The organism is Halobacillus alkaliphilus (assembly GCF_900113125.1).
Classification (GTDB): Bacteria; Bacillota; Bacilli; order Bacillales; family Halobacillaceae; genus Halobacillus; species Halobacillus alkaliphilus.
On sequence record NZ_FOOG01000009.1, the window covers coordinates 57,245 to 75,087 of the forward strand.

Here is a 17,843-nt window from a genome sequence, read left to right on the forward strand (position 1 = left end):
TCAATCATTCTCCTTCATTTAAATAATTTAATCGAATTGCCTCTATAACATCTTTAAGAATTGAAATGTCCTGATAACTCTTCATTAACAGGATTCCACCTTCAATCTGAGCTACAATAACACGGGCCTGCTGTAAAGCTTGATCTTTCCCGCGTAAATCTTCCATTACGTGAGCAAGATGATAAATCCATTGATCGATCAGATGATTGATTTTAAGACGGAATTCTTCATCATGTTCACTCATTTCAATAGCAAGGTTTCCAAAGGGACAGCCACTCAATCCTTGAGTGCCCACATGATAATTCACCGCCCATTCCAACATATTTTCCATTTTCTTTTCTGCAGAAAAAGATGATTGGAAAATACCTTGAATCAATTCCCGATCCCACATTTCAGCATAATAATCCACGATTGTTAAACCTAACTCCCTTTTTGAAGAAAAATAGTGATAGAACTGACCTTTTCCTATATCGGAAGCCTTCATAATATCACTCAATTTTGTGGGCTCATAACCTTTAGTGTGGATTAACTCAGCTGCAGCTCTAATGATTTCTTTTTTCTTTTCACTCACAATATCACCCAATCCGTATTTTTACACCTACTGGCCGGTACAGAAACACGACAGCCTCCCTCCTTGATCTTATTCAAGAAAGGAACAGCCATCTGCTAGGTGAATTGCCCTGACGTTCGATCACTTATCTGTATTCCCCAATACAATAAAACTCAAAACCAACCGGTTGGTACAAAACAACTATAACATTCAGTTATTTTGAATTCAAAGAAAGTAGCCGGTTATGTCATTCAGCCTACAATTTACTCTACCTCAGGCAGAAACACAGCCACTATTCCTTCTGTAAAGAGGCAGCTAGCCTCAACTATCAAACAGAAGTGATTTTTACGGGATTCGAGTATGGCCGTTTCGGGGCTATGGAGAATACCTTTACGCGAGCGGTTTTGCTTTAATTGTTGTATTGTTTATTCTCCTTATCATCGTAAGAACCGCATTCGTATATTAATAAAAATCACATTCGATGTTCAACAATCGAATGTGCTTTTACTTGTATAGTAGATCAGATTGATCCTTATGAAAACAAACGAAAGCTATTCGAAATAAATATTTGTGCCAGCTGCTCTTCCGTTATAGCATTCTTTTCTTTAAGCTCTGGCACCACTCGTTTAAATAAGTGATCAGGCTGCCAGTTTTGAAGCAAATTCACAAGCTGATCGGGTAAGACGGGAGAACGCCCCCACCATACATTGACCGTATCATGAGAGAGGAACAATTGCTTTTCATAACCTAAAGTAAGCAAACCTGCGAGTACAGCCTTCCTCTCCTCGTCCATAGGGGCTCCTACAATGCCCTGTAATCCCCATCGGTCCATCGCCATATAAACTCCCTGATTGAGTACCTGTAAGTGCTGGTTTATATCGGTTGCTCCGCACATATGGCCAATAACAATTTTTGAAGGATCCGCTCCCTCTTCAATTAGAAACGCCGCCTGCTCAGGCCCCATTGTCCCCTCCTGGGTATGCGTTAAAAGTACAATGCCTGTCTCTTTCTGTGCCCTTACCGCTGCTCGAAAAAACATACTTTCATAAGATGTAATTTCGTTTTTGCTGGAGGCAAGTTTAATAATTCCTGGTTTAATACCTTTCCCTTCAATTCCATGCGTGATCTCTTCCATGAACATTTCATAAATTTCTTCTTCTGCCGTACCTAGCTGCTGGCGAAACTTAAAATATGGGGTTGCTCCTTCCCCTTCATAATAAAAACCGGTTGCGCAAATAATATTCAGCCCGGTAGCTTCCGAAACAGCTTGAAGCAGCCGAACGTCACGCCCACACTCATTGGGCGTCGGATCCACTACTGTTTCAACGCCCTGCTGTTGGACCATTTCAGCAATTTCTATGCCCTGATGCTTTTTCTCTTCAAAGTCAAATCCTCCGAGTGTCATATCACCTTGAAATCCTGGATAACCAAAGTAGAAATGCTCATGAATCAAGGTTTTCCCTAACTTCTCTGTGTCCAACGGGCCCATTACAGTTTCTATCATTCCCATGTAATCATCCACCTCCGAAAATTTCACATACTAACCGGATAGTATGTAATCCCCTAATAAAAAAGCCATTTCTTTTTAGTAAAACAGCTTCAATACTTTTACTATATCTTTAGTTTTCTGAAAATTCAACGGATTATTTTTAAGATGAACGTCCCCTATTAAAAACAAAAAAATGTTAAAAGTTATTTTAGTCTTTCATCATGAAGTCTTCAACAATCAGGGCCGGTTACGGTAAGACTCATTTTCGAGATATCTTGGATCCTTTACTCTATGTGGAAGAGGGCTGGTGGGGAAATAACTCGTCTTGTTCCATCACCCAGACACTCGAGACATAATCGAAATCAAGTCTTCAAGTAATGGGAGCTTTACTGTAATAAATATATTTGGAGATTAATAGAGCCGAAACATAAAAAAGAGACTCCTGATAAAGGAAGTCTCTTCATTGTTCTTATACAAAAATGCTTAAAATCAAGGCAACACCAAATCCTACAAGACCGATAATGGTTTCCATAACCGTCCAGGATTGAAGCGTTTCTTTTTCCGTCAATCCGAAGTAACGGTTTACCAGCCAGAAACCAGAGTCGTTAACGTGAGATACAACCGTTGCACCGGATGCAATCGCGATAACTAATAGAGCAAGCATCGGTTCACTTACATCAAAGGTATCAAGCAGTGGAGAAACTAGTCCAGCCGCTGTGATCATTGATACGGTAGCAGAACCTTGCGCGATACGTACGACTGTAGCGGTAAGAAAGGCGAATACGAGAATCGGCATCTGTGTCTGCTCCATAGCATTAGCAAGGATATCCCCAATGCCAGATTGGATCAGCATTTCACCGAATACGCCACCGGCACCAGTTACTAGAATGATAATTCCTGCCGGTTCAAGGGCTTTCGTGGTAATTTCCTGTACTTGCTCCTTAGAATAACCACGTTTAATCCCGAAGAAGTAGAACGTCAACAATGCCGCTATCGTTAAGGCAACAAATGGGTGACCCACAAATGTAAGAATGCTCTGTGCTGTACTGTCATCAGCGAGCACAAGACCAGACAACGTATTGACAAGGATCAACACAAGAGGAAGGGTGATGATAGCTACAACACTTTTGAAGCTAGGAAGATTCTTTTGATCGTAATCCACATTCTTCACTTGTTCGAGCATATACTCTGGAACTCCAACATGAATTTTCTTAGAAATATATTTACCAAAGACTGGTCCAGCAAGAATCATAGCCGGAATACCAGCTAAGAAACCGAATAGAATGACCCAGCCCAGGTCTGCGCCAAGCAAGGATGCTACGGCGATCGGCCCAGGAGTCGGCGGGATGAAACTATGGGTAACCGCAAGACCCGCAAGTAAGGGAATACCAAAGTATAATAAAGACTTTTTCGTACGCTGAGTTAAACTGTATATCATTGGAACTAAGATCACGAGTGCCACGTCAAGGAAAACCGGGATCGATACAATAAAACCAGTTAGGCCGAGGGCCCAGCTAATATTCTTTTCTCCAAATTTATCAATTAGTGTAAGAGCGAGACGTTCCGCTCCTCCTGAAACACGAAGAATTTCACCAAACATGGCACCAAGACCGATAATGACGGCTACGTAACCAAGAGTACCTCCCATTCCGTCCTCAATCGTTGTTATGATATCTCCTGGATTCATTCCTACGGCCAAACCGACTAAAATACTAACTGTAAGTAACGCTACAAAGGCTTGAAGCTTGGTTTTCATAACTAAAAATAATAAGGCCACAACCGCTAATACGGCTACAATCACTAACCCCGCTGTCGATTCCATTTTAATCTTCTCCTCTCTTTATTGAATGTTTATTTATGGTGATCCATAAGCTCTCGCTGAACATCTGAAATAGCACTAAATTCTTCAGGCAGCTTCCGAGCTAATCTTAAATAAATAGGCTTTAGAAGACGATACGTGTGAACATTCTCTTCAATTGGCGTATGTTTCACTGTCGTTTGAAGAATGTCCTGGATACTTGAGAGATCATCGATCCAGTTCAGTGACTTCATAGCAAGCCAGGCAGCCCCTAAGCATGAGCCCTGGTGGCTTTCTGGAATGATCATGTCCGTTTCAAACATGTCTGTCATAATCTGACGCCACAGCTCAGAGCGTGCGAATCCGCCGCCTGCGCGGTATTCTACCGGCTCCACACCCGCTTCTGTCAACGCAAGCGCTACCGAATACATTTGGAACATGACTCCTTCAAGAACACTGCGAATCATATGGTCTCTTCCATGATCAAGCGTCAATCCGAAGAAGACACCTTTTGTGTCTGCGTCCCAGAATGGAGCGCGCTCTCCCGTTAAATAAGGTAAGAACAACAACCCGCCTGACCCGGCACTTACACTGGAGGCACGTCTGGTTAATTCGTCGTAAGCACTCTCACCATTGGCAGCTGCTTTCTCTTGTAAGTCCGGAAACAATTGGTCGCGCACCCAGCGGAATGAAATTCCACCATTGTTAATCGGCCCGCCAATTACCCACTGATCTTCCGTAAGCGCGTAGCAGAACGTTCTGCCTTTGGGATCAACCGCTGGCTCAGACACTACAGTTCGAATAGCTCCACTTGTTCCTACAGTACAGGCAATTGATCCTGGAGTAATCGCCCCAACACCTATGTTCGCAAGTACTCCATCACTTGCTCCTATTACAAAGGGTGTTTCAGAGTCAAGGCCCAGTGCTTCAGCATGTTCACTGGAGAGTCCGCGAATGATTTCTGTCGTAGGTACAGGTTCAGACAGCTGTTCCGCTGATACTCCTGCTATTTCCAGAGCTTCTTGATCCCAGGTCAGTTCCTTTAAGTTAAAGAGACCTGTTGCAGATGCAATGGAATGATCGACGACAAAACGGTTAAATAACTTGTAAAAAACGTATTCCTTAAGGGAAATCCATTTAGACGTCTGAGCAAAGAGTTCAGGTTCATGCCGTTTCATCCAAATCAATTTTGTAAGTGGAGACATCGGGTGCACCGGCGTTCCAGTCCGCAGGTAAATTTCATGCCCTCTGCCCGCTTTCAGCTCTTCCGCTTCTTTAACGGAACGCTGATCAGCCCATGTAAGAGCGTTGGTCAGCAAACGTCCATTTTCGTCTACAGCCAAAAGACTGTGCATAGCTGAACTGAAACTGACAGCTGCAATCTCTCTGCTTTTTTGTTTAACCGTGCGTGAAACCTCTGTCAGTGTATAAATAACAGCCTCATAGATTTCATCGGGATCCTGTTCTTTGCGATCCGCTTCAGGAGAATAGAGCGGATACTCTTTTTCTACCTCCGCATATATACGACCTTCCTGATCGTAAGCTAATGTTTTCGTACTGGTCGTACCAATATCGATGGCTACAATAAGTTCTCTTTTCATATCATTTTCCTCCACGACATGTGCTAGATTGATAAGTTAAACGGTAAACGCTTTCAATTCGCAGAAAAAAATATCTTTAAAAGCTGGATTTGCTAACGAAATTTTTTTCTTTCACTAATGATTATACATAAAATTTTTTTCAATTCAACCCTGTTTATGAAACTAATTTTCATGAGAATCGCGATTGTATCCCTTGCTGACTCCCACCATAAGGATTTACCATTCATTTCAAGTTGTAATAAAAAATTTTTCATTAAAAAAGGAAAGCCCTGTTTAACAGGGCTTTCCTTTTCCCCTTACCATTCAGCTATACTGTTATCATCGTGACGCCATATCGGATTATGCCAGTTATGCCCTTCTTTTGCTCGTTCTCTGACGTACTCTTCGTCAATTTCAATGCCAAGCCCAGGCCCCTGCGGAATCTTCACAAAACCATTCTCATAATCAAACACACTACGGTCTTTTATATAGTCCAGCAGATCATTGTCTTTATTATAATGAATCCCCAGGCTCTGCTCTTGAATGGTTGCGTTATGAGATGTAGCGTCCACGTGCAGGCAGGAAGCAAGAGCAATAGGTCCAAGTGGACAATGCGGAGCCAGAGCTACATCGTACGCCTCCGCCATCGAGGCGATCTTCTTGGTTTCCGTAATTCCTCCTGCGTGAGAGATGTCCGGCTGGATGACATCAACATATCCATCGGATAATAGATTCTTAAAGTCCCAGCGAGAGAACATTCGTTCACCTGTAGCAATAGGAATATGGGTATGCTGGGCAATTTCTCTCAGTCCTTCATTGTTCTCAGCAAGTACAGGTTCTTCAAGGAACATCGGGCGGTATGGTTCCAATTCTTTGGCCAGTACTTTAGCCATAGGTTTGTGAACACGCCCGTGGAAATCGATTCCTATCCCCACTCCTTTTCCAACCGCTTCACGTACAGATGCTACACGTTCTACCGTCTGATCAATTTTTTCATACGAATCAAGATACTGTACTTCTTCCGTTCCATTCATTTTGATGGCCTGAAACCCTGTGTCTACTGCCTCCTTGGCTGCCTGCCCTACGTCAGATGGCCGGTCGCCGCCGATCCACGAATATATTTTGATAGAGTCACGGCAAGCTCCTCCTAGCAATTGATAGATGGGAGCGTTGTAATATTTCCCTTTAATATCCCATAACGCCTGGTCAATACCGGAAAGAGCACTCATCAGAATCGGGCCTCCCCGGTAAAAGCCAGAACGGTAAAGCATATTCCAGTGATCCTCAATGCGGAAAGGATCCTTACCGATTAAATTCTCCATTAGTTCTTCAACGGCTGCCTTTACCGTGTGAGCTCTTCCTTCAATTACGGGCTCTCCCCACCCGGCAATGCCTTCATCCGTTTCAATTTTTAAGAACAACCACCTTGGTGGTACTTGAAATAGTTCATAACTTCTAATTTTCATATCTGTTCCTCCTCATAAGCTTTTATGACTTCCAGCGCTCCGTGAAACGCGGCCATATCACTGCTTTTTTCATCCATTTCATGAATTTCCCAATCCTCTTCATGCTTTTGCAGTAGATAAACAAACAGTTCTCTGAGCGGACTGGAACCTCCAACCATAACCCAATCAAGTCTATCCAGATTTGAGAGTGCAAGTTTAAGAGCTTTCCAATCTTCATGAAAAAGGACCCCAGCCATATAGTTGGCTCGTTCATTAGCATTAACTTTACCTTGCAGATCCAGAAGACGAACGTGGAACAAAGCACGTGTGACTCCGACTTTCTCACACGATGTAAACCCTTCATCAAAGTAACCAGAGATGAAAGACTCAATCAGCTCCTCCTTAAGCGAACCGGACAGAATCGTTTCCGATTGAATCGCTTTCAAAAGTTCACCAGCGAGTGTAGTGTAACTTTTCTTCAGAGTCCCACCCTCTTCCACAAATACGAATTTCGTATGGGAGCCTGGCAGAACCATTAGTCCTTTACCATGCGGCCGCTGCTGATTCCAGAGTCCTATTGATTCCACCTCTTCCCCGCGCATCACATCATACTCATCTATCGAACTACTTTCTGTAGTACCTTCGAGGCTGATGCTCTTCATACCAGGAATAAACAAGCAGGGAATATGAAAAAATTCTTCGAGCTTGACCAATTTTGCTTGAGCAGCTAAATCTTTTACTCCAGCAGGTCCAGTCACATGCGGAACTTCGAAAAGACCGATATTTGATGTGATCATGCCCGAAGCGGCCATATAATCAACATCTGATAGTTCTAATCCATTACGCTCGACCAGTGACCGAATACCTTCTTGCAAATACGATTTTAGACGATCTGTATTTCCATCCATTGCCGTATTGCGGATACCAGCTTCTATTTTTAGAACATCGGTCAGCTGACCTTCTTCTCCTGCTGCCAGTCGCAGACGAGAATTGGTCGTTCCACAATCGATGATTATCTTAGCCATAAAGTATCCCCTCCTCAATCTTTAAAGACTTGATCTCGAATGGCGACCAGCTCTCCCGCCGCTTCTTCGATTTTATGAAATTCCTTTTGCTCCACCCATTTGGGATGAACCAACGAACTTCCAAGACCTACGGAGTGCCAGCCGCTTTTAAGGTACTCTTCCAAATTCGATGCTGAAATCCCTCCGACTGCCATTCCATTAATAAACGGCATAGGGCCTTTAAGATCCTTTATATAACCGGCATTCACCTGAGTTGCCGGGAAAACCTTTACCAGTGATGCTCCGTACTCGTAAGCGGTTAACACCTCAGTTGGAGTGAAAACTCCTGGAATAACTGGTACGCCGTAACGGTTTCCAGTTTGAATTGTTTCTTCCTTTAAAGTAGGGGCCAGCATGAAGTCAGCACCTGAATGAATAGCATCGCGGGCCGAACTTCCATCAAGCACAGTCCCTGCTCCAACAGTCATATCAGGATACTGCTCCTTCACTTGTTGAATGGTTTCGAGTGCACGTGGTGTATTCATCGTTATTTCAAGAATACGAATCCCACCGTCATATAAGCTTTTCACTATAGACTCAAGAAATTGCGTATCCTGAAGTCGCAGAATGGCTACCAGTTTTTCCTTTTCGACCATTTCTAGTACTGTCATCAAAATCTCCTCTCTGCATTGTTCCTTATTACGGAACATCGTTCCACTTTATAATTAAAAAAAGTTCAACTACTAATAACCTAAAGTATTCCAGATGTTTTTGTCAACTGGCTTCTTCTCCTTCAATACCCAAGCATACGTGAAATCTCAAGGGATGTACGCAAGAGACTGTCCGTACAAGATTCAACTTTTTCTTCTGTCATCCTTGAAATGGAACCTGCCACGCTAATGGCCGCTATCGCTTCGCCGCGATGATTCCAAATTGGTGCAGCTGTACAACGAATCCCCTCTTCATGCTCTTCATTATCTATCGAGTAACCCTGTTCACGTATATGGCCCAGGTGCTTCTTCAACTCATTCTTATCCGTAATTGTATGGGGCGTGAATTTCTTTAGTGTGAGAGTACTCATTAGACTATCTTCTGCTTCACTAGACATAAAGGCAAGCAAGGCTTTTCCAATCCCCGTGCAATATAGCGGGGCGCGCTTGCCAATGGAAGAGTACATACGAATCGGCGCATATCGTTCTACTTTATCCACGTAGATGACTTCGGCCTCTTCTCTTATTCCTAAATGAATGGTCTCGCCTGTCTCCTGGGCGAGCTTCACCAAATAAGGATTCGCAGTTGTTCGAATATCCAAGTTTTCCGAGACGGTCTCTCCAAGTTCAAGCAATTTTAATCCTAGTCGGTACTTCTCAAGCATGTCATCTTGTCTTACATAACCTTTTTGCTTTAATGAAGCCAGCAGTCTATGAACCGTGCTTTTCGCCACATCTAGACGATGAGCAATTTCTGTAACTCCCAGCCCATCAGAATTCTCCTGTAAAAGCTGAAGAATAGATAAAGCCCGGTCTACAGATTGTACGGTTGCAGCTGTTCGTTCACTCATTCTTATTCCCCTCCTCTATTATTTATAAGCTTATCATATTCAACTTTGCCTCAGGGAAATTATCATTTATTCAATCCGTTCACGCAAATACAAAAGCATCGGTCTATTCCTGGAAAACTGGAATGACCAATGCTTTTAGTTAATAAGACGAGAAGTATGATTAAGAAGTGTCCTATGCTTTTCGACTAAACGGATGAATGATGCGGCTCAAGATCTTCATTAAATTTAAATCTTTATTCGTAATCATACTCTCAATTAACTGAATGTTAATTGACTTTGTAATTAAATCCAGTTGATTATTATTTAATTTCTCCATGGTTCTACGTAAGGTAAGAGAATCATGATAACTCTGAGAAAGTGGCTTAACGAGCTTCGTGTAATCGCCAACGCCCGCGATGTCATGGGCGGCATAGATCCCTGTTAGGATTGATTCAAATTGCCCAAAGCCAAATACAGGCGTGATAGATCCCCAGCAATTCCCGACGAAAAATGTATTTCCAATTCGATCTGTTTCCGACTTTCCAATGCGATAATCTTTAACGGAATACTCATTTACAATCGTAAATTCCTGATCCAATTGCTTACATGCATCTTCCAGACACATCTTCCACAGCTCGTCTTTATCTAAATGCTCATTCTCTGGATATTGTGGATAAACCAGTACAAGCGAAGCTTCACAATCAGAATGAGGCAGTAAATAAGCCATTCCTTTAGGAGCATAATCGTGATTAAAAAACACATGCGCCTCTGTCTTGTTAAAATCTCCCCTTATAACTGCCCCTTTAAAACTTGCTTTAAAAGCCACGTCATAGGGCTGAATTTTTTTAGTATCCAGAGGATCACCTGTAGCTAAAACTATATGCGTGTATTCCTTTGAGAGTTCCTCATAAGTAACGTTCTGGTTGTATTTAATTTTTCCTTTCATCTGACTTTCCATTTGCTTCTCAAAAGAATCAGGGTGCTTCCCTCTCATGTTGGTGAACCCCAGATGTCCATCAATAAAGGAAGACTCATTCTTTGAATAAAAATAGACTTTTTGCAGGTTGCTGGAGGGCTTTAAGTGTATATCGTGTGTCTCCGATAGAAACTTAATCGCGTCATCATAAGGAGTGTGAAACATGGAAAACATGGCTTCCGCTATGACAAATCGATCCCCTACCTCTTCCCGTCTTTCAAAAACATCCGCTTGATACCCATATTTTTCAAGGGTTAATGCACACGAGAGTCCTGCTAAACCGGATCCCATAATTGCTATGTTCATATGCTGACTCCTCCAAAGAATTCTTGATTCCCTTAGTATGCATAAAAAGATTCACCTTATGCCAAAGAAGCCAAGAATGCCCTAAAGAAAGCTGGGTTAAACAGACAAAAAGAAGCGACCTTATAAGATCGCTCCTCTAAATCTTAGGGAATATCATTTTAAGCGGGCAAGGTTATCATTGATCAGTTTCTTCTGAACTCCCTGGTTCACAAAGTTATTTGACTACCTGGACTTTTTTAATCTTCCTGCCTTGAATCTCAAGTATTTTAAATGAAATGCCGTTTCTCTCCAATACATCTCCTTCTTCTGGAAACAAGTTAAACTCCTCTAATAAGTATCCTGCTAGTACATCTTCTTCCTCAGGTATCTCAGTATCGAAGATCGAATTCAATCGGCGTAGAGTTATTTTTCCATCACAGATAACCTCATTTTCTGAAACTTTCTCAATAATCGTATCCGTTTGAGTGTCCATTTCATCTTCAATTTCCAGCCCAATCATAGCTTCAATAACATCTTCGTGTGATAAAATCCCTTCGGTGCCGCCATATTCATCGAGGACAATAGCCATGTGCTTTTGTTCTCTCGTCATCTTTTTAAATACCCACTCAATTTTCTGGAACTCGTAAATGATTAATGGTTCCTTGTAAGTAAAATTTTCCAATGGTTTTTCAGGATCCATGGACCAGGAGGTCAAATACTTCGAGTGGAAAACAGCTATGATGTCATCCACGTCTTTTCTATACACAGGATATCGTGTGTAAGGGTTCTGAATTACGATATCTCTCACTTCTTCAAAAGAAGCATCTGCGGGAAGAGCAATCATGTCTACCCTCGGGGTCTTCAGGACGTCTTTTACATTCAGATTGTAGAAATCCAATACACCTTTGATACGAAGAGATTCTTCTTCGTTAAAGGTTCCTTCAGAGTCTGCAATATCAACCATAGTCCTCAACTCTTCCTTAGAGATGGAAACTTCATTAGATTGACCTTTATCAAGTGCCTTAGTGATCACACCTGTCAGTTTATTAAGTACAATGGTAATTGGTTTAAATACAAATACAAAAAAACGAATGACAGGTGAAACCAATAGAGAAATACGATCAGGAAATGTAGCTGCTATTGATTTCGGAATGACTTCGGAGAAGATGATAATCGTCACCGTCAAAATAGCTGATGCTAACCCTACACTGAACCCATATTGAATCGCAAGAGTGGTAACAAGTGTGGGCAATAAAATGTTCGCAATGTTATTTCCGATTAAAATAGTGGTAATGAACTCACTCGGTTTTGAGATTAACTGGAGCAGATTTTCTGCTTTTTTGTCATTATTATTTGCTCTTGATTGTAATTTCATTTTATTCGCAGCTGTTAAAGCTGTTTCGCTCCCCGAAAAGAAGAGTGAGACAAATAACAAAAAGATAATAGCAATAATCAAGTACAGTTTCCTCCTAGAATGGACATATTAAAATATTAAAATGTGATTAAATGTTACTTCTTCAAACAGTTTTGCAAGCTAAGATCATTTTGCTCCAAAGATTCATTAAAGAAACAAAGTGCATAACCCTTGATGAAACTTGCGATAAAAATACCATTTATAAGTTTAACAATTTTTCTGTTTTCGAGCGAGCTTGAGCCTTACATATAGAGAGAAGTAAATATTAACCCTTTCAACCATATATTTAAATAAAAAAAGGAGAGCATCTAGAAAGGCTCTCCTTTACGTTTAATTATGAATATATTTTTCAAATACCTCTTTAAAATCCTTCTGTGTATTTTCGCGATGCTTTTGTTCATACCAGCCATATGCAAAGTTAGCTGCCTGCTCGAATTCCTTTGAGATATCATTATCATGGAAGCGGTTATCTTTAATCAGCGAGCTTGCTGTGCCAAGGCTATCTCTGGCAAAATCCGAATACAGGCGATTTTCCTCCTGGATATGAGAAATCGCTACCAGTGACTTATACAAATCAGCGATCGCTTCACCCTCATCCTTAGCAATATCAATACTGAATACTTTATTTCCCATTGTGAATTTAATTTCTAAATCCAAATCGATCGTCCCTGCCGTTTCGATCGAGGGGTTACTGATATGATGCTGGTAATAATCATATCGGAAAATATTTCGTTTACTGCTGGATGCCTTCTCTCCATCCAAATGGATCAGCGCTCTGTTTGTAAAGCAATATTCGTCAGATTTTGATTTAATGAGGAAGAAAATTTTCTCCCCATCCTCAGTCAGTACAAAGTCATCCGACTGTGTTTTATCAAAGTCTTCTTTTTTAATAATTTTACCTATATCACTTAATCCTAAAGCATCACTGGCCAGCTTCTTAAACAAAACAATCTCCCCTTTCATTAATCAAAATTGAAACTCTTCATCATTTATTTCGACAAAAAAGGCGACTATCCTTCTCTATCGAAAAGACTTATTACTTTTTCAGTCTCCGAATCCTCTCCCTATCTGAACCACTCAACTAATCCAATCATACTGAGTAAACCAAGAAGGAAAGAAAATGTTGCCAGTCGCTCATATCCATGGCCATGACTTTCAGGAATAAGTTCCTTATAAACAATGAACAACATCGCTCCTGCCGCAAATGCCAGGCCATAAGGGACAAGAAACATTGCGAATTGAACCAAATACAGCCCCGCAAACCCCGCAAGACACTCAGTAACCCCTGTGGCCATCGCAAACGTGATGGCTATAAGTTTTGAAACTCGTTGATTCACTAAAAATATGGCCACCAGGAACCCTTCCGGTGCGTTTTGAAGAGCCATGGACAGCGCTACTACCAGACCCAAGTTCTCTATTTCGCTGGCTAGACTAGCCCCAACCGATAGCCCTTCCGGAATATTATGTAAGGTCATCGCCACAACCAGCATCCAGGATTGAGAAGAAAGAATAATGTCATCCCTCTCATGATCCATGTCTGTATGGGGAATAAAATATTCAAGCATATTTAATAGCAGAGCTCCAGCAAGTACACCAAAACCAAGAATATATAAGTTCGTTAGTTTTAAGGAAGCAGGGATTAAACCATACGTTGAAGCCGCCATCATCACCCCTGCCGTATAAGCTAATATAGCATCCATTCTTCTGTGGGAAATGTTGCGAATAAATAACACAGGGATAGCTCCCAGTCCTGTAACCAAAGCCGAAGCAGTCATTACCATAACATTTGAATCCATAGCCAGCCCCCTTGGCTTTGATGGAAGATTAAGACTTTAATGGTCTTATTCACTATATGTACAGGCCTTACCAGGTTATGCAGGAGAGGAAAAAGAGGGAATTGAACCTGAAAGAGAGATTCCCAAAATCACGGAATCTCTCTTTTACTTGTATGATTTGTTTTTTATCCAAGTAAGCTCTGGTTGATTATGCACCCAGTTTGATCAACGGTGATTCTTTCCCTGATTGCTACTTGTTAAATTCAATAACGTTTCCATCAGGATCACAAATAAATACTTGATGCCAGTCCGTTTTATTGTGAGGTTTATTTAATATCTCTACGCCATAGGTTTCCATTCTTTCAAGGAAAGTTTCTATGTTCTTTACCCTCACAGCAAAATGACCGTCCCTTGAATCAATTTCTGATGTTCCACGTAGAGTTTTGCCTTCATTATGTACAATTAAATGAATCTGTGTTTCTCCCACCTGATACCAGGCACCGGGAAATCCAAAGTCTGGACGTTCGCTGCTTTCCTCAAAACCTAGCACCTCACCGTAAAAATGCTTGGCTCGTTCAATATCGGTAACCAACAGAGAAACGTGATGAAGACCTTTATACATATGATTTGTTCTCCTTTCCCTATACAACAATGTAGAAATTTTAAATAAGACTATTCTCTTTCCTAATATAATACGCTATATATAGATAAAAGAAAAAGACTGCACCTACTGCAGCCTTTAAGTAAAATTAATCGTCATCCTGATCTTTTTCTGATTCAATAACTTCTCCAGTCTGGCCATCGATCTTGATCTCATACTCATCTTGACCGTCAGACATTTCTACTTCATAGTGACCGTCATCCACTTCAATCTCTTCAATCTTACCTTTTCCTTCTTTCTTTGCTGCTTGTTCAGCTTCTTCTTTGGTGATCTTTACATCAGCGCTATTTTGATTGTCGTCTGAATCATCATCGCTGTCTGTCTCTATCACTTCACCTGTATTCGCATCGACATCGACATCTGCTTCTTTGCCATCTTCAGTAGTTCCTTCTACTTCATAAATCAGTCGACCGTCGTCATCATCTTTCTCGACTTTGTTAATGGTCAAGCCACTCACTTCTTCTTTAGCCGCTTTTTCCGCTTCCTCTTGTGAGAGACTTGCCGTCTGTCCATTCCAATCGTTTCCGTTATTCGTCATCGCATTAGCTCCAAAAGCTCCGCCAAGAACGACTGCTCCTACTATACCGCCAACAACCAGTTTTTTCTTCACCTTTTGTTTCCTCCTTTGTTTGATTCTATCTACAGCTTACCGAGGAAAGATGAGAATCCATGGAGATAAAAATGAGAATTTGATGAGAAAACATTTAATCATTCCAGCTGACAGTCATAATTTCCCCTGTAATAGCATGAACCTGAATAGTCGCTTCACGGTCATCATCCAGTTCGACTTCAATTAAGAAATAAGGCCCTTCTTCAGAGGACTCGTAATCGACATCGTCTATTTCACCATTTACTCTTTCTAGAGCAATCCCCCTTGCTTGCTCTTCGGTAATCGGCTGCTTGTTTTCTGTTTCATCAGGGGACTCTGGATTGGCTGGTTCATCATTGGCAGGAGAAGGCTCTCCTGTTCTGTCCATACGAATGATGCGCCCGTCCCCCTCAGCCATTTCCAATCGATACGTTCCTGTTTCTAGCTGAAGAGCTACAAGGTAACGATCCTCTACCTTCTCTATATTAGTAATTTCACCTTTATATTGACTCTGGATTTGAGCACGAACTTCCTCTGCTGACAAAACATTCTGTCCCATCCAGTAACGTACGCTCGCCCAGCTAATAAAAGCAACGGCTGCACATATTCCAATGGTTATGAGCACCCTCTTTTTAAGTTTGTTATCCATAGATCTTCACCTCTACTATAATTATAATAGGTGATTATGAGAATTCACTGAGAAATAGGCAGAAGAATGGATGCTGTTGTACCTTTCCCGCGCTCGCTGGTTAATGAAATATCCGCCTCTAAAACTTGAGCCAATTCCCGGGCTAAGGAAAGCCCTAAACCAAGTCCTTCAGACTTGCGGGACCTCGCTTCATCTACTTGGTAGAAACGGTCAAACACTTTATCCAAATGGTCATTTGAGATCCCTATTCCGTGGTCTGTAATTTGGATGACCGCTTTCCCCTGAGCTTCTTTGATGCGAATATCTATCTGGTCCTCACTATATTTTCGAGCATTATCCATAAATATATAAAGAAGCTGTTTAAGTTTCTGCTGATCCGTCATTAGTTCTATTTCATTCACGACTTCTATAGAGACCTCTCGCTGGTAAGCTTTCTCAAACGAATTTGCCGTTGACTGAAGAATGGTGGTTAAAGAGTGAACTTCCATGTCCAGCTTCCACTTCTCATCCTGCTTTGCAAGCAGAAGCATTTGCTGGGTTAGCTTCCGCATCCTTTGTGTTTCTGAATGGATAGCTTCTATAGATTCGTTAAAAAGATCTTCATCCTCCTTACCTCTGCGCTTTAGCAAACTGGAGTATGATTCAATCACCGTTAGAGGCGTTTTCAATTCGTGAGATGCATTGGAAACAAAACTTTCCTGCTTCTCATAGTTGGCTTCAAGCTGGTTCATCATCTGGTTAAAGGTCTCTGTCATTTGATACAATTCATCCTTGGATTTCCTAGGAAGTTCAATACGTTGAAAACGGCCGCTGCTCTGAGTATCGTTCATGGTTTGTATCAGCGAGGTGATAGGCCGAGTGATTAAATTGCTTAACAAGCGAGCTGAAAAGAACAGGGGAATAACAGTCAAAATACTGACGGCAACTAGTACGATGCCAAGCACTTCCAAATTATCAGAAGTGGCCTTCATCGACTCAGTAAGCTGCAGGGCTGCTACTTCTCCATTCGTCCAAACAATAGGAATAGAGATAAAAGCATAAGGAGTATCGTTTATTATTTGAACCTTATTAACCTCTCCCTGATGAAACTCTGACTCCTGCTTGGCCAGTAACTCACCACTCCCCCCTATAACGGTTACATCAGGTTGTCCATTTGGAGAGACAACTTCGACCATCCCCCCGGGTGGCACATAAGCGCGAAGTAGGTCGCTTGCCTTAGCCTCCCCCTGATTATCACCAACTCCTGATAAGATTTGCTCCGCTTCTGCCCTGGCTTGTTCTACATCACTGTTGAACATGATGTTTTTAGAGGAAAAATAAATCGTGGCAATAATCAACAGCAGAAGAGCTGCAAATAATACGGTCGTATAAATGTGAATCTTATTAGCAAGCTTCATCGTGGATCCTTCAATACATATCCGACGCCTCTAACAGTATGAAGAAGGTGCGGTTCATATCCCTTATCGATCTTATTTCGTACATATCGCACGTACACGTCTACGATATTGGTATCCCCATAGTAATCATACCCCCACACATGGTCTAAAAGCTGCTCACGACTTAACACCTGACGTTGATTTCTCATGAAATAGACGAGAAGGGAGAACTCTTTCGCTGTCAATTGGAGTTCTTTTTCACCCCGGAAGGCCTCATGCGTCGCTTCTTTTACTTTTAGATTAGCTAGTTCCAGGAAGTCCGCTGACTGTTTCGTTCCACCCACTCTGAGAGTAGCTCTAATTCGTGCCAGTAATTCTTCCATTTGAAAGGGCTTGGTCACATAATCATTTGCTCCAAGGTCGAGTCCTGTAACCTTATCATCCAGGCCATCCCTTGCTGTCAGCATGATTACCTGTGTTTGATCATCACCCGTACGTATCCTCCGCAAAAGGTCGATACCGCTCATACCAGGAAGCATGACATCAAGCAATATCAGATCCCATTTTTGTTCCCGGATGTACTGCAATCCCTCTAAACCATCTTTAGCTTTTACTACTTTATACCCTTCGTACTCAAGTTCGAGTTCTAAAACTCTAGCAATTTTCTCTTCATCCTCTACGACTAATATTGAAGTTTCACTCATAACTATCC

At 41.7% G+C, this 17,843-nt stretch carries 18 protein-coding genes; 1 reads left to right on the forward strand and 17 read right to left on the reverse strand.

Features of this window, described 5'->3' with window-relative positions; translation table 11 throughout:
* Positions 1 to 4: 4 nt before the first annotated feature.
* Positions 5 to 583: a TetR/AcrR family transcriptional regulator gene (locus BMZ06_RS07420; protein WP_245755969.1), complete on the reverse strand. Its 579-nt coding sequence runs from the start codon at positions 581 to 583 to the stop codon at positions 5 to 7.
* A gap of 319 nt (positions 584 to 902) precedes the next feature.
* Between BMZ06_RS07420 and BMZ06_RS07425 the strand changes: the two genes are divergently transcribed.
* Complete coding sequence (locus BMZ06_RS07425; protein ID WP_089751481.1) at positions 903 to 1,016, forward strand: YjcZ family sporulation protein; 114 nt, start codon at positions 903 to 905, stop codon at positions 1,014 to 1,016.
* 66 nt (positions 1,017 to 1,082) lie between these two features.
* Here the strand turns inward: BMZ06_RS07425 and BMZ06_RS07430 are convergent, their stop codons facing one another.
* The 16 genes from BMZ06_RS07430 to BMZ06_RS07505 all read right to left on the reverse strand — a co-directional run bounded on the left by BMZ06_RS07430 (position 1,083) and on the right by BMZ06_RS07505 (position 17,835).
* On the reverse strand, positions 1,083 to 2,060 hold the full coding sequence (locus BMZ06_RS07430; RefSeq protein WP_089751422.1) for a phosphotriesterase family protein: 978 nt from the start codon (positions 2,058 to 2,060) through the stop codon (positions 1,083 to 1,085).
* 448 nt (positions 2,061 to 2,508) lie between these two features.
* Positions 2,509 to 3,861, reverse strand: a complete 1,353-nt coding sequence (locus BMZ06_RS07435; RefSeq protein ID WP_089751423.1) for a GntP family permease — start codon at positions 3,859 to 3,861, stop codon at positions 2,509 to 2,511.
* 29 nt (positions 3,862 to 3,890) lie between these two features.
* Positions 3,891 to 5,438 (reverse strand): gluconokinase, encoded by a 1,548-nt coding sequence (gntK, locus tag BMZ06_RS07440; protein WP_089751424.1) that lies wholly within the window; start codon positions 5,436 to 5,438, stop codon positions 3,891 to 3,893.
* A 296-nt stretch (positions 5,439 to 5,734) separates the two neighbouring features.
* Positions 5,735 to 6,883, reverse strand: a complete 1,149-nt coding sequence (gene dgoD, locus BMZ06_RS07445; protein WP_089751425.1) for a galactonate dehydratase — start codon at positions 6,881 to 6,883, stop codon at positions 5,735 to 5,737.
* Positions 6,880 to 7,887 carry a 2-dehydro-3-deoxygalactonokinase gene (locus tag BMZ06_RS07450; RefSeq protein WP_089751426.1) on the reverse strand — a complete coding sequence of 336 codons (1,008 nt, stop codon included), beginning with the start codon at positions 7,885 to 7,887 and terminating at the stop codon, positions 6,880 to 6,882. Before BMZ06_RS07450 ends, dgoD begins: the two co-directional genes overlap by 4 nt.
* Before the next feature lie 14 nt (positions 7,888 to 7,901).
* A complete protein-coding gene (locus BMZ06_RS07455; protein ID WP_089751427.1) occupies positions 7,902 to 8,537 on the reverse strand; it encodes a bifunctional 4-hydroxy-2-oxoglutarate aldolase/2-dehydro-3-deoxy-phosphogluconate aldolase in 636 nt (211 codons plus the stop codon).
* A 122-nt stretch (positions 8,538 to 8,659) separates the two neighbouring features.
* Positions 8,660 to 9,427 carry an IclR family transcriptional regulator gene (locus BMZ06_RS07460; protein WP_089751428.1) on the reverse strand — a complete coding sequence of 256 codons (768 nt, stop codon included), beginning with the start codon at positions 9,425 to 9,427 and terminating at the stop codon, positions 8,660 to 8,662.
* A 172-nt stretch (positions 9,428 to 9,599) separates the two neighbouring features.
* The gene (locus BMZ06_RS07465) at positions 9,600 to 10,688 is read right to left on the reverse strand and encodes an FAD-dependent oxidoreductase (RefSeq protein WP_089751429.1); all 1,089 of its coding nucleotides are present in this window, start codon (positions 10,686 to 10,688) and stop codon (positions 9,600 to 9,602) included.
* Between the two features lie 214 nt (positions 10,689 to 10,902).
* The gene (locus BMZ06_RS07470) at positions 10,903 to 12,123 is read right to left on the reverse strand and encodes a hemolysin family protein (protein WP_089751430.1); all 1,221 of its coding nucleotides are present in this window, start codon (positions 12,121 to 12,123) and stop codon (positions 10,903 to 10,905) included.
* Positions 12,124 to 12,411: 288 nt separating this feature from the next.
* Positions 12,412 to 13,026 carry a PH domain-containing protein gene (locus BMZ06_RS07475; protein WP_089751431.1) on the reverse strand — a complete coding sequence of 205 codons (615 nt, stop codon included), beginning with the start codon at positions 13,024 to 13,026 and terminating at the stop codon, positions 12,412 to 12,414.
* A gap of 119 nt (positions 13,027 to 13,145) precedes the next feature.
* The gene (locus tag BMZ06_RS07480; protein WP_089751432.1) at positions 13,146 to 13,877 is read right to left on the reverse strand and encodes a ZIP family metal transporter; all 732 of its coding nucleotides are present in this window, start codon (positions 13,875 to 13,877) and stop codon (positions 13,146 to 13,148) included.
* A 229-nt stretch (positions 13,878 to 14,106) separates the two neighbouring features.
* Positions 14,107 to 14,478, reverse strand: a complete 372-nt coding sequence (locus BMZ06_RS07485; RefSeq protein WP_089751433.1) for a VOC family protein — start codon at positions 14,476 to 14,478, stop codon at positions 14,107 to 14,109.
* A 127-nt stretch (positions 14,479 to 14,605) separates the two neighbouring features.
* Positions 14,606 to 15,127: a PepSY domain-containing protein gene (locus tag BMZ06_RS07490; RefSeq protein WP_089751434.1), complete on the reverse strand. Its 522-nt coding sequence runs from the start codon at positions 15,125 to 15,127 to the stop codon at positions 14,606 to 14,608.
* 94 nt (positions 15,128 to 15,221) lie between these two features.
* Positions 15,222 to 15,755: a PepSY domain-containing protein gene (locus BMZ06_RS07495; protein WP_089751435.1), complete on the reverse strand. Its 534-nt coding sequence runs from the start codon at positions 15,753 to 15,755 to the stop codon at positions 15,222 to 15,224.
* Between the two features lie 44 nt (positions 15,756 to 15,799).
* Positions 15,800 to 17,152, reverse strand: a complete 1,353-nt coding sequence (locus tag BMZ06_RS07500; RefSeq protein WP_089751436.1) for a sensor histidine kinase — start codon at positions 17,150 to 17,152, stop codon at positions 15,800 to 15,802.
* Positions 17,149 to 17,835: a response regulator transcription factor gene (locus BMZ06_RS07505; protein ID WP_089751437.1), complete on the reverse strand. Its 687-nt coding sequence runs from the start codon at positions 17,833 to 17,835 to the stop codon at positions 17,149 to 17,151. Before BMZ06_RS07505 ends, BMZ06_RS07500 begins: the two co-directional genes overlap by 4 nt.
* Between the last annotated feature and the right edge of the window lie 8 nt (positions 17,836 to 17,843).

Excerpts from the sequence above, each read along its gene's own strand:
- BMZ06_RS07480 (WP_089751432.1), bottom strand. The coding sequence starts at position 13,877 with ATGGATTCAAATGTTATGGTAATGACTGCTTCGGCTTTGGTTACAGGA.
- BMZ06_RS07430 (WP_089751422.1), bottom strand. The coding sequence starts at position 2,060 with ATGGGAATGATAGAAACTGTAATGGGCCCGTTGGACACAGAGAAGTTA.
- BMZ06_RS07450 (WP_089751426.1), bottom strand. The coding sequence starts at position 7,887 with ATGGCTAAGATAATCATCGATTGTGGAACGACCAATTCTCGTCTGCGA.
- BMZ06_RS07465 (WP_089751429.1), bottom strand. The coding sequence starts at position 10,688 with ATGAACATAGCAATTATGGGATCCGGTTTAGCAGGACTCTCGTGTGCA.
- dgoD (WP_089751425.1), bottom strand. The coding sequence starts at position 6,883 with ATGAAAATTAGAAGTTATGAACTATTTCAAGTACCACCAAGGTGGTTG.
- BMZ06_RS07485 (WP_089751433.1), bottom strand. The coding sequence starts at position 14,478 with ATGTATAAAGGTCTTCATCACGTTTCTCTGTTGGTTACCGATATTGAA.
- BMZ06_RS07435 (WP_089751423.1), bottom strand. The coding sequence starts at position 3,861 with ATGGAATCGACAGCGGGGTTAGTGATTGTAGCCGTATTAGCGGTTGTG.
- BMZ06_RS07500 (WP_089751436.1), bottom strand. The coding sequence starts at position 17,152 with ATGAAGCTTGCTAATAAGATTCACATTTATACGACCGTATTATTTGCA.
- BMZ06_RS07505 (WP_089751437.1), bottom strand. The coding sequence starts at position 17,835 with ATGAGTGAAACTTCAATATTAGTCGTAGAGGATGAAGAGAAAATTGCT.
- BMZ06_RS07495 (WP_089751435.1), bottom strand. The coding sequence starts at position 15,755 with ATGGATAACAAACTTAAAAAGAGGGTGCTCATAACCATTGGAATATGT.
- BMZ06_RS07455 (WP_089751427.1), bottom strand. The coding sequence starts at position 8,537 with ATGACAGTACTAGAAATGGTCGAAAAGGAAAAACTGGTAGCCATTCTG.
- BMZ06_RS07460 (WP_089751428.1), bottom strand. The coding sequence starts at position 9,427 with ATGAGTGAACGAACAGCTGCAACCGTACAATCTGTAGACCGGGCTTTA.
- gntK (WP_089751424.1), bottom strand. The coding sequence starts at position 5,438 with ATGAAAAGAGAACTTATTGTAGCCATCGATATTGGTACGACCAGTACG.